Annotated in this window: 11 protein-coding genes; 5 read left to right on the top strand and 6 right to left on the bottom strand. The window is 54.9% G+C overall.

Annotated features, from left to right (window positions below; all coding sequences use genetic code 11):
* Positions 1-20: 20 nt before the first annotated feature.
* From ACOTYH_RS13040 to ACOTYH_RS13020, 5 genes are read right to left on the bottom strand one after another with little or no spacing between them, the layout of a single operon-like run.
* Complete coding sequence (locus ACOTYH_RS13040; RefSeq protein WP_015572637.1) at positions 21-839, bottom strand: PTS system mannose/fructose/sorbose family transporter subunit IID; 819 nt, start codon at positions 837-839, stop codon at positions 21-23.
* Complete coding sequence (locus ACOTYH_RS13035; RefSeq protein ID WP_058688970.1) at positions 839-1,636, bottom strand: PTS mannose/fructose/sorbose/N-acetylgalactosamine transporter subunit IIC; 798 nt, start codon at positions 1,634-1,636, stop codon at positions 839-841. Before ACOTYH_RS13035 ends, ACOTYH_RS13040 begins: the two co-directional genes overlap by 1 nt.
* A gap of 10 nt (positions 1,637-1,646) precedes the next feature.
* A complete protein-coding gene (locus ACOTYH_RS13030; RefSeq protein WP_015572639.1) occupies positions 1,647-2,141 on the bottom strand; it encodes a PTS system mannose/fructose/N-acetylgalactosamine-transporter subunit IIB in 495 nt (164 codons plus the stop codon).
* Positions 2,142-2,151: 10 nt separating this feature from the next.
* Positions 2,152-2,580, bottom strand: a complete 429-nt coding sequence (locus ACOTYH_RS13025) for a PTS sugar transporter subunit IIA (protein WP_033486734.1) — start codon at positions 2,578-2,580, stop codon at positions 2,152-2,154.
* Between the two features lie 2 nt (positions 2,581-2,582).
* A complete protein-coding gene (locus ACOTYH_RS13020; RefSeq protein WP_017694537.1) occupies positions 2,583-4,325 on the bottom strand; it encodes a class I mannose-6-phosphate isomerase in 1,743 nt (580 codons plus the stop codon).
* Positions 4,326-4,512: 187 nt separating this feature from the next.
* Here ACOTYH_RS13020 and ACOTYH_RS13015 point away from each other — a divergent pair, with 187 nt between their 5' ends.
* From ACOTYH_RS13015 to ACOTYH_RS12995, 5 genes are all read left to right on the top strand, one after another.
* Entirely contained in the window at positions 4,513-5,520 is a 1,008-nt protein-coding gene (locus ACOTYH_RS13015) for a LacI family DNA-binding transcriptional regulator (protein ID WP_015572642.1), read from the top strand.
* A gap of 132 nt (positions 5,521-5,652) precedes the next feature.
* Positions 5,653-6,474 (top strand): 4-hydroxy-tetrahydrodipicolinate reductase, encoded by an 822-nt coding sequence (gene dapB / locus ACOTYH_RS13010; protein ID WP_058688971.1) that lies wholly within the window; start codon positions 5,653-5,655, stop codon positions 6,472-6,474.
* 454 nt (positions 6,475-6,928) lie between these two features.
* A complete protein-coding gene (gene carA / locus ACOTYH_RS13005) occupies positions 6,929-8,077 on the top strand; it encodes a glutamine-hydrolyzing carbamoyl-phosphate synthase small subunit (RefSeq protein WP_023295905.1) in 1,149 nt (382 codons plus the stop codon).
* 18 nt (positions 8,078-8,095) lie between these two features.
* Complete coding sequence (carB, locus tag ACOTYH_RS13000; RefSeq protein WP_033486735.1) at positions 8,096-11,320, top strand: carbamoyl-phosphate synthase large subunit; 3,225 nt, start codon at positions 8,096-8,098, stop codon at positions 11,318-11,320.
* 140 nt (positions 11,321-11,460) lie between these two features.
* Entirely contained in the window at positions 11,461-11,694 is a 234-nt protein-coding gene (locus ACOTYH_RS12995) for a YgdI/YgdR family lipoprotein (RefSeq protein ID WP_003856439.1), read from the top strand.
* Positions 11,695-11,742: 48 nt separating this feature from the next.
* Here the strand turns inward: ACOTYH_RS12995 and ACOTYH_RS12990 are convergent, their stop codons facing one another.
* Positions 11,743-14,736, bottom strand: coding sequence for an autotransporter outer membrane beta-barrel domain-containing protein (locus ACOTYH_RS12990; protein ID WP_058688972.1), 2,994 nt, complete (start codon positions 14,734-14,736; stop codon positions 11,743-11,745).
* Between the last annotated feature and the right edge of the window lie 35 nt (positions 14,737-14,771).

Below are 14,771 nucleotides of genomic sequence, written 5' to 3'. Positions count from 1 at the left end.
GGGGCATTGCCCCGGTTTTCTTATCCTGCAAACAAACCGGACGCCACGCCAAGCGCTGCCAGTATAAGCAACAATATCATGGCTTTTACCGGCGACACGCCGCGTTTTGCCATCAGATACCAGGTCCCCAGCACCACCGCCAGCGGAAGCAGCTGCGGGAAAATACCGTCCAGCATCTGCTGAACGTGAATGTTAACCCCGTCCCGGGTGATGAACTCCAGCCCGGTGCCGAGCTTCACGTAGCTGGCCGCCACGCCGCCCATGACAAATACGCCCAGTAGCGAGAGCGCTTCCCGTAGCCGGGTAGATTTGCTGCTGACCAGCATCTCCACGGAGCCTGATCCCATCTGGTAGCCTTTGAGAAACAGGAACCAGGAGCCAGGGATAATGATGGCCAGCCAGGCAACGGTATAAAACAGTGGACCGAGGATATTTCCGCCTGCCGCCAGCGCCATCCCAATGCTAAGCAGGATCGGGATCAGCATGCCGGGGATCATCGAATCGCCGATCCCGGCAATTGGCCCCATCAGGCCTACCTTCAGGGTATTTATGGTTTCACCGTCGATCGGCTCGCCGTTGGCTTTTTTCTCCTCCAGCCCCAGCGCCATACCGTTAACGATCGCGCCAATCTGTGGCTCTGTGTTGTAGAACGACGCGTGACGGCGCAGCATCTCGGTACGTTGTACCGGGTCGGGATAGAGCTTTTTTGCGACCGGCAGCATGCTCAGGCAAAAGCCGAAGGATTCAAGGCGTTCAAAGCTCATTGAGGAGAGGTTGTGCATCATCCACGCTCGCCAGCAGCGGCGCAGATCCTTGCGGGTGAGTTTACGTTCTTCCATCAGAATTCATCCTCGTCGTCAGGGACAGGTGCTGAAGCCACGGCCTGCGGTGCCTCGGGTTTATAGTTGTAATGAATCAGTGCCTGCAGGGCGCCCACGATCACCAGCGCGACCATATTGAGTTTCAGGAAAACGATGCAGACGAAGCCCACCAGAAAGTAGATAAGCATGGTATAGCTTTTGATGATCTGCTTAAGCAGGATGGCAATACCGACGGCGGGCAAGATGCCGCCCAGCACATTCATGGTGGAGAGGACGATGTGCGGCAGGCTGTCCATAAACCCGCTAATGTACTGTGCGCCAAAAAAGACGGCGATAAAGGTAGGCACAAAGCGCAGCACAAAATTCATCGCCTGCGGCCAGATGGCGCTGTTGAGGTAGATCCCGCGCTCGTCGCCGTTCTCCAGCGCCACATCCGCACGATGGTTCCAGAAGGAGTTCAGCACCATCATCGCATTGAAGAGAATGGTTCCGGCGATCCCAATAGTCGCCGCCAGCGCGACGGCAACCTCAGGTCCTTTGCCGGAAAGTATTCCCAGTGCAATGGCCGGATAAGCCACAAAGTTTAAATCTGCTGGCATCGAGCCGCCGGGTGTCACCATTGCGATATAAACCGCCTGCACCGCTACGCCAATCATAATCCCGGTTTTGATATCGCCCAGGATCAGGCCAACCAGCATCCCGGAAATGAGCGGTCGGGAGATGAGATACCAGCCGCCCGTCAGCCCTAAAAGCCACGGACTACTGAGTGCGCCCAGATAACACAGCAGGCCAATTAAAGCCGCTTCGATAATCATGATCTGCTCCTTATTTCAGCTTTTGTCTGGCATCCTGCCAGGTATAAAAACTGGCATCAGGAACCAGGCGGAATTCAATCGCGTGTCCCTGCCCGGTCAGCCACTCGAACGCCGCCGCTTCATCCTGGGTTACCGATTGATTCGGGCCGATGGTGATCGTGTTAGCCCGGGCGCTCATCGGGCCCACGTTAATTTTTCCATTGCTGTTTTTCAGGCTAATGCCCGCCTGCTCAATGCGCTGTAGCGTGAGTGGAGATTTGCCAATCACGAAATAGCGCTTTTCGCTGGCAATCACTTTTGGCAGTTTTTCGATCGCGGTTGCCGTATCGAACAGCCACACTTTGGTATCTGATACGGCCCCTTTCATGACCGACGATAACAGCGGATCGGCCGCAACGGCATCGTCAATGGCAACGATGCCGTCGCAGGGCAGCTCCCTGGCCCAGCGTGTAATGAGCTGCCCGTGGATCACGCGATCGTCAATGCGTACAAAAGAAATACTCATATGCGGCTCCTTAAAAATCGTCTGTCTGTGCAGTATCTGCCGGTTTCGCCTGTACCAGCGTCGGCAGAGTAAGTTCGATAAGCTGCCCGGCAGCCTGATGAACATCGCGAGCCATCATCACCTCTTCGGTTTGCAGCAGCATCGGGAAGTTGACTCCAGCCACCACGGCGACCGGCGGCTGCGTATATGGGTTAAGCGCGGCCTCACAGGCCACGTTCCACGGCGTGCCGCTTTGCATGTCGCACAGCACCAGCACGCCGTCAGCGTTGACGCTTGCCGCTTCCAGTGTGGAGATGAAATCCTGCCGGAAGCCCTCTATTCCCGCCTGTTCGGTCAGACAAATGGCGTGTACGCCGGGGAGCTCGCCGTATACCATCCGGCCGCTCTCCAGCAGCGCGGCGGCTAACGGCCCATGAGTGGCGACAATAAAATGAATCATCGTTAGCTCCTTACCCAGGCTTTGATAGTCGCGAGGGGGTGTCCGGAAGCACGGGCTGAAGGTGAAATGCGATAGTCACCTACGCTTGCCGGAATGATGAAGGTTTCGGCGTAATGGACGGTAAACGGCTCAAATGCACCGGTTGGGCTGTCGACAATTGCTTCGTCGCCCTCTACCAGATTCAGCACGTTCACACCGCCGCCGGTGTGGTGCAAAACGGGTTCGCTAAACCAGTGGCGGCGGGTTTCGATAAATTCACGCTCGTGCAGGCCAGTACGCTCTTCACGCCAGCCGTTTCCTTCCGCGACAGGTTCGAACTGATTCACCAGATGCTGATGAACCCACTGCGCGTCGCGCTGCCAGTCGATCACCTTTTCACCGTGCTCCAGGTGTACCGGGCGCGGCAGCCCGTCCAGGCCCAGGCGGCCCCAGTCCCACAGTTTGAAGGTGAAAATATACGGCGTAGCGCTGATCTCCAGCACCATGGTACCCGCGCCGGAGCAGTGCACCGTCCCAGCCGGGATCAGGAAATGATCGTGCTTTTTTGCCGGGATCTGATTAACGAAGCGGTCGTCATCAAACGGTTTTTCACCGCGACCCGCGCGCCTGAGATCGTCCATCATGGCCTCAGGGTCTGTGCCGGTTTTGGTCCCCAGATAGACGACGGCACCCGGCTCCGCTTCCAGAATGTAATAACTCTCATCCTGGGTATAGTGCATCCCAAACTGCTGCTGGATGTACTCGGTAATGGGGTGGACCTGGAAGCTCAGATTCTGGCCACCCATGGTGTCGAGGAAGTCAAAACGGATCGGGAATTCCGCGCCGAAACGTGCGTGAACTTTCTCGCCCAGCAGAGCACGGGGCTCAAGCAAAACCAGATCCTGAGAGGGGATCTCGATCCGCACTGCGCCAAAACGCAGTAACAGGCTGTTCTCCTCGGGCACGCAGTCAAAACACCACGCGTAATTGGGTGCAGAGGGATCGAGATCGAATTGCTGTTTCATCCACTGGCCGCCCCAGACGCCAGGATCGAAAAAGGGCGCCACGCGGAAAGGCTGGGTGGTAGTTTGCTTCAGCCCGGCTCGCAGGGCCTCGCCGCTGACCATCGCGGGCTGGTTCGTCTGGGTTGTATCCAGTAAAAAATCGGTGCGCCTGAGCAGCGGCGTTTTGTGGCGATCGAAGACGCGCCATTCGACAAAAAAGGCGCGCTTGTAGCGACGAAGCATATCTTCCTGCTGATTATCTGCGCCCCAGTTCCCAGTCTCACCCCGGCGCATACGCTGCTGGATCTCCCAGCGCGGCAGATCGGCATACACCAGCACATCACCCGGATGGACAAGCGTCGCACCGGGACCGTAGATCACAATCAGCCCCCCAGAACACTGGCTCACCCGAACCTGCAACGCCTCCAGACGCGCGGGATCGAAAAACTCTCCAAGCTGGTGGCAGGAGAGAACGCCAAAGACGCGATCGTCTGTGAGGTTGCGCGCCAGCATCTCATGAATGGCACACTCATCCCGTCGCGCCTGTTCAGCATTGATCGCCAGCGTCGGGCGTAGACGCGGCAGCACGTTCTCTTCAAGCTCGGTCATGCGCACGCCCGGATAGCAGTCAATCACCAGCACCGTGCGGCTGCGCTGTTGGGTTTTTGACTCAAGAACGCGGGTTATTGCTTCCCAGCCTTGCCAGGCGCTGTCATCAAAACCCTGTATCGCCACCGTGGGGAATTTGTCGTAGGTTGTCATTGTATCCTCCGTAATCGTTATTTAAGGTTATTCGATTAACCGTATTTGAGAAGAGTGGTTAACGCGATTAACCCGCCATAAATGCGAATCGAATCCAGAACAACAGCGGTAATGTGAAGAGTCTCACAGGGAAAAATGCAGAAAACAGGTTATTCGATTAACCTGTAGTGATGATGAAGGAGACAACATGACGGGAATTACACTGGCCGATGTCGCGAAACGCGCCGGCGTGTCAACGGCGACGGTCTCGATGGTGCTCTGCAACAAAGGCCGCATTTCGCAAAGCACGCGCGAACGTGTGCTCAAGGCGCTGGATGAATCCGGCTATGTCTATAACCAGACGGCAGCCAATTTACGTAACCGCAGCAGTAACCAGGTCGGGCTGCTCTTGCACGATATCACCAACCCTTTTTACAGCGAGATGACGGCAGGGCTAAGTCATGAAATGGAGCGCCACGAGCTGATGCTTTTTCTGGCGAATAGCGAGGAATCGGCAGAGCGACAGCAAAAATTTGTTGATTCACTGATGCGTAATAACGTCGGCGGTATGGTGCTGTGTGCGGCTCGGGAAACGCCCCAGGCCTTTTTTGAGGGTCTGAAGCGGCGCAATATTCCGGCTATCATGGTTGTGCGACCGCTGAACGATCCGGATTTTGATTTTGTCGGAACGGATAACTTCTTAGGCACGCAGATGGCGACGGAGCATCTGCTCAGAATGGGCCATCGGCACATTGCGTTCATTGGAGGGAGCCAGAATTCGGGCTCTCGGGCGCAGCGTATCGGGGGCTTTACCAGCAAGCTGCTGGAGTACGGCGTGACGCCGAATCCTGCCTGGATCAGAACCTCTCACGCCAGCCAAAGCGACGGCGCGCGCGTGGCAGAGGCGTTACTTCTCGAGCATCCACACATCAGTGCGGCGATTTGCTATCAGGATGTTGTGGCGCTGGGGGTGATGCAAAGCTTACGCAAGATGGGCCGTGAGCCGGGACGTGATTTTGCGCTGGTCGGTTTCGATGATATTACCGAAGCGGCTCTGGTGCAGCCCGCATTGACCACCGTATCGGTGGCGGCGAAAGAGATTGGTCGTAAGGCAGGGGAGTTACTTTACAGCCGCATACAGGGCAACGACGAACCCGCCAAACGAATCATTCTGCCGCCTGCGCTGGTGGTGCGGGAATCATGTGGTTTTCGCTGACGATCATGTCTTTCACTGATATCTCACCCTGTTTATCATTAAATTCTAATTATCGGCGTTTTCTGTGGCAGCCTGTGCAAAGGCTGGGTAATCTGAAAACGATTTACATCATTTTAACGTAAGAGAATAACTATGCATGATGCACAGATCCGCGTCGCCATTGCGGGCGCGGGTGGTCGTATGGGCCGTCAGCTGATTCAGGCGGCACTACAGATGGATGGCGTGGCGCTTGGCGCGGCGCTGGAGCGTGAAGGTTCATCGCTTTTGGGAGCCGATGCAGGCGAGCTGGCGGGCGCAGGTCAGACGGGCGTTACCGTGCAGAGCAGCCTTGAGGCGGTGAAAGAAGACTTTGACGTGTTTATCGATTTTACCCGCCCTGAAGGCACGTTGGCTCACCTGGCGTTTTGCCGTCAGCACGGTAAAGGGATGGTGATTGGCACCACCGGTTTTGACGAGGCCGGTAAGCAAGCCATTCAGGATGCGTCCACCGAGATTGCGATTGTCTTTGCGGCAAACTTTAGCGTGGGGGTAAACGTCATGCTGAAACTGCTGGAGAAGGCGGCGAAGGTGATGGGCGACTATACCGACATTGAAATCGTCGAAGCGCACCATCGCCACAAAGTCGATGCTCCGTCAGGCACGGCGCTGGCGATGGGCGAAGCGATTGCGTGTGCAATTGATAAAGATTTGAAAGACATCGCGGTCTATTCTCGCGAAGGCCACACTGGCGAGCGCGTGCCTGGCACCATTGGGTTTGCCACTGTTCGCGCGGGTGATATCGTCGGTGAACATACCGCTATGTTCGCCGATATTGGCGAAAGGATCGAAATCACTCATAAAGCATCCAGCCGCATGACATTTGCAAACGGGGCGGTACGTTCGGGATTGTGGCTGAAAGGTAAGCGTAATGGTCTTTTTGATATGCGAGATGTCCTCGAACTCAACAATTTGTAAGCATTATTACCCTTCGTGATGTGGTTATTGCAGTCGTAATTACTTGATTGCATAGGGCAATATTTTATTGCCCTTTTATTTTGTCTATTTGGGGTATTTATTGTGTCTAACTGATTTAAAGTAAGTGTTTTCTCGATAATTTCTGTTGCAGAACTGTAAATTTTGACCATTTGGTCCACTTTTTATTACTGCAAGACGTTCCTTTCTATTAAACTGCATGCGCAAGCGGTTTCCACAGTGATTTAGTTGATCTTTTTGCCGCTTAATCTGATTTCAGACCGCCAGGCTTGCAAAAGAATATACAAAACTCCCGTTTTAAGTTGACTTTTACATGGCAAATCCCCAGAATGCCGCCGTTTGCCAAAAATCCGCTGGCAACACATTTGCATTGATCCATGACATGGTTATGAATTAATATGCAAATAAAGTGAGTGAATATTCTCTGGAGGGTGTTTTGATTAAGTCAGCGCTATTGGTTCTGGAAGACGGAACCCAGTTTATCGGTCGGGCCATAGGGGCAACGGGTTCGGCGGTTGGGGAAGTCGTTTTCAATACTTCAATGACCGGTTATCAAGAAATCCTCACTGATCCTTCCTATTCTCGCCAAATCGTTACTCTTACTTATCCTCATATCGGCAATGTCGGCACCAATGCGGCTGACGAAGAATCCTCTCAGGTACATGCGCAAGGCCTGGTCATTCGCGACCTGCCGCTGATTGCCAGCAACTTCCGCAACACCGAAGACCTCTCTTCTTACCTGAAGCGCCACAACATTGTGGCGATTGCCGATATCGATACCCGTAAGCTGACGCGTCTGCTGCGCGAGAAGGGTGCACAAAACGGTTGTATCATCGCAGGGGATAACCTCGATGCGACGCTGGCGCTGGAAAAAGCGAAAGCCTTCCCGGGACTGAACGGTATGGACCTGGCGAAAGAAGTGACCACCGCTGAAGCCTACAGCTGGACGCAGGGAAGCTGGACGCTGGAAGGCGACCTGCCGGAAGCGAAACCGGAAAGCGAGCTGCCGTTCCACGTGGTGGCCTACGATTTTGGCGCCAAGCGCAACATCCTGCGTATGCTGGTTGACCGTGGCTGCCGCCTGACGGTGGTTCCGGCGAAAACCTCTGCTGAAGATGTTCTGAAGATGAACCCGGACGGCATCTTCCTCTCAAACGGTCCTGGCGACCCGGCGCCGTGCGACTACGCTATCGACGCCATCAAGTCCTTCCTTGAAACCGACATCCCGGTATTCGGCATCTGTCTCGGCCATCAGCTGCTGGCGCTGGCGAGCGGAGCGAACACCGTCAAGATGAAGTTTGGCCACCACGGTGGTAACCACCCGGTGAAAGATATCGACAACAACACGGTGATGATCACCGCGCAGAACCACGGCTTCGCTGTGGATGAAGCAACGATGCCAGCTAACCTGCGCGTGACGCATAAGTCACTGTTCGATGGTACCTTGCAGGGTATCCATCGCACCGATAAGCCTGCGTTCAGCTTCCAGGGCCACCCTGAAGCCAGCCCGGGCCCACACGATGCCGCGCCGCTGTTCGATCACTTCATCGAACTTATCGAGCAATACCGTAAGACCGCTAAATAATCAGGAGCTGAGAAGACCATGCCAAAACGTACAGACATAAAAAGCATCCTGATCCTTGGCGCTGGCCCGATTGTCATCGGCCAGGCCTGCGAATTCGACTACTCCGGTGCGCAGGCGTGTAAAGCCCTGCGTGAAGAGGGTTACCGTGTCATCCTAGTAAACTCTAACCCGGCCACCATCATGACCGACCCGGAAATGGCGGATGCGACCTACATCGAGCCGATTCACTGGGAAGTGGTACGCAAAATTATCGAGAAAGAGCGTCCGGACGCGGTGCTGCCGACCATGGGCGGCCAGACGGCGCTGAACTGTGCGCTGGAGCTGGAGCGTCAGGGCGTGCTGGAAGAGTTCGGCGTGACCATGATCGGTGCGACCGCCGACGCGATTGATAAAGCAGAAGACCGTCGCCGCTTCGACGTGGCAATGAAAAAAATTGGCCTTGATACCGCACGTTCCGGTATCGCGCACAATATGGAAGAAGCGCTGGCCGTTGCGGCTGAAGTGGGTTATCCGTGCATCATCCGCCCTTCCTTCACCATGGGTGGCACCGGCGGCGGCATTGCCTACAACCGCGAAGAGTTTGAAGAAATTTGCGAGCGCGGCCTGGATCTCTCCCCAACCAAAGAGTTGCTGATTGATGAATCGCTGATTGGCTGGAAAGAGTACGAGATGGAAGTGGTGCGTGATAAAAACGACAACTGCATCATCGTCTGCTCCATCGAAAACTTCGACGCGATGGGGATCCACACCGGTGACTCCATCACCGTTGCGCCAGCTCAGACGCTGACCGACAAAGAGTACCAAATCATGCGTAACGCCTCGATGGCGGTACTGCGTGAAATCGGCGTGGAAACCGGCGGCTCTAACGTGCAGTTCTCGGTGAACCCGAAAACCGGCCGTCTGATTGTTATCGAAATGAACCCGCGCGTGTCCCGTTCCTCCGCACTGGCCTCCAAAGCCACCGGCTTCCCGATTGCGAAAGTGGCGGCGAAACTGGCGGTGGGTTACACCCTTGACGAGCTGATGAACGATATCACCGGTGGCCGCACGCCAGCGTCCTTCGAACCGTCCATCGACTACGTTGTGACCAAAATTCCACGCTTTAACTTCGAGAAATTCGTCGGTGCCAACGACCGTCTGACTACCCAGATGAAATCCGTTGGTGAAGTCATGGCGATTGGCCGCACGCAGCAGGAATCCCTGCAAAAAGCACTGCGCGGCCTGGAAGTGGGCGCGACCGGCTTTGACCCGAAAGTCAGCCTGGACGACCCGGAAGCGCTGACCAAAATCCGCCGCGAGCTGAAAGACGCGGGCGCAGAGCGTATCTGGTACATCGCCGATGCCTTCCGCGCGGGCCTGTCCGTCGACGGCGTATTTAACCTGACTAACATCGACCGCTGGTTCCTGGTGCAAATTGAAGAGCTGGTGCGTCTGGAAGAGAAGGTGGCGGAGCTGGGCATCAACGGCCTGGACGCAGACTTCCTGCGCATGCTGAAGCGTAAAGGCTTCGCCGATGCGCGTCTGGCTAAGCTGGCGGGCGTGCGTGAAGCGGAAATCCGCAAGCTGCGCGACCAGTACGACCTGCACCCGGTCTACAAGCGCGTGGACACCTGTGCGGCTGAATTCTCGACCGATACCGCATATATGTACTCCACCTATGAAGAGGAGTGCGAAGCAAACCCGTCCGTCGACCGCGACAAGATTATGGTGCTGGGCGGCGGTCCAAACCGTATCGGCCAGGGCATCGAGTTTGACTACTGCTGCGTACACGCCTCACTGGCGCTGCGCGAAGACGGTTACGAGACCATTATGGTCAACTGTAACCCGGAAACCGTCTCGACCGACTACGACACTTCCGACCGCCTCTACTTCGAGCCGGTCACCCTGGAAGACGTGCTGGAAATCGTGCGCATCGAGAAGCCAAAAGGCGTGATCGTGCAGTATGGCGGCCAGACTCCGCTGAAGCTGGCGCGCGCGCTGGAAGCAGCAGGTGTGCCGGTTATCGGCACCAGCCCGGATGCGATTGACCGTGCGGAAGACCGCGAGCGTTTCCAGCAGGCGGTTGACCGTCTCAAACTGAAACAGCCGGCGAACGCCACCGTGACCGCAATTGAAATGGCCGTTGAGAAAGCGAAAGAGATCGGTTACCCGCTGGTGGTGCGTCCATCCTACGTACTGGGCGGCCGCGCGATGGAAATCGTCTACGACGAAGCGGACCTGCGTCGCTACTTCCAGACGGCGGTGAGCGTTTCCAACGATGCGCCAGTGCTGCTCGACCGCTTCCTCGACGACGCGGTTGAAGTCGACGTGGATGCCATCTGCGACGGCGAAAGGGTGCTGATTGGCGGCATCATGGAGCACATCGAGCAGGCGGGCGTGCACTCCGGTGACTCCGCCTGTTCTCTGCCAGCGTACACCCTGAGCCAGGAGATTCAGGACGTGATGCGCCAGCAGGTGCAGAAACTGGCCTTCGAGCTTCAGGTTCGCGGCCTGATGAACGTTCAGTTCGCGGTAAAAGACAACGAAGTCTATCTGATTGAAGTCAACCCGCGTGCGGCGCGTACCGTACCGTTCGTCTCCAAAGCGACCGGTATTCCGCTGGCGAAAGTGGCGGCGCGCGTGATGGCCGGCCAGACGCTGGCTCAGCAGGGCGTCACGAAAGAAATTATCCCGCCTTACTACTCGGTGAAAGAGGTGGTACTGCCGTTCAACAAATTCCCGGGCGTTGACCCGCTGTTAGGGCCAGAGATGCGCTCTACCGGGGAAGTGATGGGCGTTGGCCGTACCTTCGCAGAAGCGTTTGCGAAAGCGCAGCTGGGCAGTAGCTCCACCATGAGAAAATCTGGCCGTGCGCTGCTCTCCGTTCGCGAAGGCGATAAAGAGCGCGTGGTTGACCTGGCCGCCAAGCTGATGAAACAGGGCTTCGAGCTGGACGCCACTCACGGTACGGCGATTGTGTTGGGTGAAGCGGGTATCAACCCGCGTCTGGTGAACAAAGTGCATGAAGGTCGTCCGCACATTCAGGACCGCATTAAGAATGGCGAGTACACCTACATCATTAATACCACCGCAGGTCGCCAGGCGATTGAAGACTCCAAGCTGATTCGCCGCAGCGCGCTCCAGTACAAAGTGCATTACGACACCACCCTGAACGGCGGTTTCGCGACGGCCATGGCGCTGAATGCGGATGCCACCGAGAAGGTGATTTCGGTGCAGGAAATGCACGCTCAGATTAGCAAGTAACACACATTGCCCGGTGCCATCCGGTTACCGGGCAATTTTCCCATCTTAAGAACCTTCTGGTTTTTCATCCGCTTTCAGTCAGTTAGCCTAAAATAGTTAGGTCGATAACGAAAATTCAACTGAGAGCAAGGGAAAACACCATGCAAAATAAACTACTGATCGCTTCCGTTCTGGCTGCCACCGCAATGTTCACCGTGGCGGGCTGTTCGTCCAATCAGGCCGTAAAAACCACCGATGGCAAAACGATTGTTACTGACGGGAAACCGCAGGTGGATGACGATACCGGTCTGGTATCGTACAAAAACGCCGAAACCGGTCAAACTGAACAGATTAACCGTGACCAGGTTAAATCAATGGGCGAGCTGGATAACTAAAAAAAAGCAGTGGCACATGCCACTGCTTTTTTGCTTCAGGATGATCGATTACCAGCGATGGTTTAACAAAATATGACCGCCGTAGGCGGCATAGCTGTTTTCACCCCACTCGCCGCTGGCACGCAGGGAGATCGTCGTGGTTTCGTTCAGGTTGCCGGTTAAGCCCAACTCTAACTGACCACGATCTTCCGGCGTATCGTTGCTGACGGTCTCGTCGTTGAATGCCAGATCGTTTTGACCAGCACCTTTCAACCAGTTAACCGCAACGTACGGCTGCCAGGCCTTGACGTCCTTCTGCTGGAAGTAGCTTGCTTTAACGCCGAGACGACCAAAGACGCTGTCATTGTCCAGGGTAGTGACGCGTACGCCGTCGCGATCGGTATGATTTTCCTGATCGAGATAGCTGTAAATCACCTGCGCCTGCGGCTCGATCTTCCAGGTGCGTTCATTTTCAGACTGGATTATCCACGCGTGGCCGACTTCAACAGACGCGGCGAAACCTTCACTATCGTAGTCTTCATCGTTGCGATTGCTGGTGACGTTGTTGTTGTACCAGCTGTAAGCGGCCCAGGTATCAACGTAGCTGCCCAGACGTAATTTCTGATCTTCCTGCCAGGTGGCGTACAGCCCAACATTGAAGCCATCAACCTTACCCTGTGCGTCACGTACGTTGTGCTTCGCATCAGAGTGGGTCTTAGCCTGGCCTGCACCGAACATCCCGCCAGCACGCAGGATACCGTTATCCATTGGCTTGCTCATGAAATCGCTGCCGACTTGCAGTACGGTGGTGGTGGTGTCGTAGCTGACTTTATCGCCACCCGCATCGTTCTCGTGATAGCGACCCTTAACGTACATCCAGGTGTTCAGGTCGTCTTCATTGCGGAAGGTGATCTGGTCGCGATCGTCACGCTTATGCAGGAACATGCTCTGTGCGGCAAGGTAGTTACCTAAGTAAGCACCCACTTCAGGTGCCATGACTTCCGGCGTATTATTACCGCCGTTGTCAGTGTTGCTGCCATTATCGGTGCTGCCGCCGTTATCGGTGCTGCCGCCGTTATCGGTGTTGCCGCCGTTGTCGGTTTTGCCGCCGTTGTCGGTGTTGCCACCATCATCGGTGTTGCCGCCGTTGTCGGTGCTGCCGCCGTTGTCGGTGTTGCCACCATCATCGGTATTACCGCCATCATCAGTATTGCCACCGTCATCGGTATTGCCACCGTCATCGGTATTGCCACCGTCATCGGTGTCATCGGAAGGCTCATCAGAAGGCGTCGCCTTTGATTCCAGATACCAGTTGCCGTCACTGTGCTGGTAGAGGCTATATTCCCAGGCGCCTGCAACGACCGGTTTTGCCAGCGTCAGTTGGGCTTCGGAACTGCCGCCGATGCTGACAATTTCCATACCGTTAATGGTTTGCGCGCCTGCGCCGCCAATGTTGGTGATGCTGATGCCGGACTGACCGAAGCTGCTGCCCGTAATAGTGAGGTGATCAGTTGGTGAATTATCTTCACCCAGGGTGCTGTTCATCACGATCTGGCTACCGTCAGAGCCGGTGTAGTCGCCATTAATCGTAAAATTATTGCCAACGCTATTATTAGCCGCACTGAGTAACAGCGTGCCGCCATTAGTCACGTTGCCGTTGATGGTATCGACGCCGGAAGCGCTGAGCGTGGAGTTACCCTGGACTGCATTCCATGCCGCCAGCGTACCGCCGCTAAGAACCTCGATGTTGTTGTTCACTTCGCCTGCGGTGGCAAAGGTCGCGCCATTTTCAACGGTAACGGTGGCGTTACTGCCCTTGACGCCGAGCGTTGCGCCGGTGGAGACCAGCGTGGTACCGCCGTGCAGAACCGTATCCCCTGTATAGCTATTTTTGCCCGTCAGGGTCAGGGTGTTGGAATCGACTTTTTCGACGTTACCGCTACCGGTCATGTCGGTGGCGAAAGTGAAATCGCTTCCCTGGTTAAAAATGACGGTACCGTTGTTGGTGAGCCCACCGCTGAGGGTCGCGGTTTTTTCGCCATCGCCCAGTTGCAACGAAGCATCTTTGGCCACCCGTGTATTACCGGTATTCGATACCGCGCCTGACAGGGTTAACGCGCCCGTGTCTATCAGCAAGGAATCGCCAGAGCCAATAATATCGAGATCGCCCGACAGCGCCCAATTTTCGCCGTTCATTGTGACGCTGGCAAAGCCGTCGTCTTCATTCAGACCAACAAAGTTACTGTCTTCCGAACCCGTGCCGATCAACGTCAGGGTATTTCCTCTGGAATTTGTGGATATTACGTCACCGATGAGGTTGGAGCCAGTGTCGAGCAGTAGCGTGTTATTTTTATCGCTGGCAAACATAATAGCGTTTGTTTCACCACTAATCGTTCCGCTATTTTTGATATCTAATTTTGCTGTATCTTTTACATTGATTCCGTACTGGGTTCCCTGCACAGTGGCACTGTTAAAAATCTTAGTGTTGCCATCATTTGCCGTAATGGCATCACCGTTTGTACCAATAATTTCGCCACTGTTATTAATGCCAATACCAACCTGAGTACTAAGACCTGTTTTTCCTTTTATCGTTCCGGTGCTGGTATTGGTAATATTTACTGCGGAGGAGTTTTCACTGACAAAAATGCCATTTTCCGAGCCAGTAATGTTTCCACTATTATTAAAATCACCGAGTGCTGACTGAATATTCACCGCATTCGCGGTGGTGGAGGAAATGGTTGCGCCTATGTCGTTATTAATTACAATGCGCTGTACACCAGTATTTATATTCAGGCCATTTCCCGTGCCAGAAATATTCCCATTATTAGTGGCGTTAGTGGTAGTAAACCCAGTGACAGATACCGCCGCTTCACTATCTGCGGAAGATATCGTCACGTCTTTATTAATAACATATTCAGCATCGGCTGAGAAATCTTGAGGAACAGAAGTTGATTGGTCAATCGTTGCAGAAAACGCAACCGCAGGGGTGCATATCAACAAGGCAGGAAATATCTTTCCCAGAGTTTTGGTTGTATTATTTAATTGGGAGGGTTTGTTGCTCATGTACACATCCATTTGAGTGAGAAGGAATATTCGAC

The sequence above is a fragment of the Enterobacter cloacae complex sp. SHL001 genome, assembly GCF_049236825.1.
GTDB classification, from domain to species: Bacteria; Pseudomonadota; Gammaproteobacteria; order Enterobacterales; family Enterobacteriaceae; genus Enterobacter; species Enterobacter hormaechei_C.
This window is presented reverse-complemented; position numbering and strand designations above follow the sequence as displayed.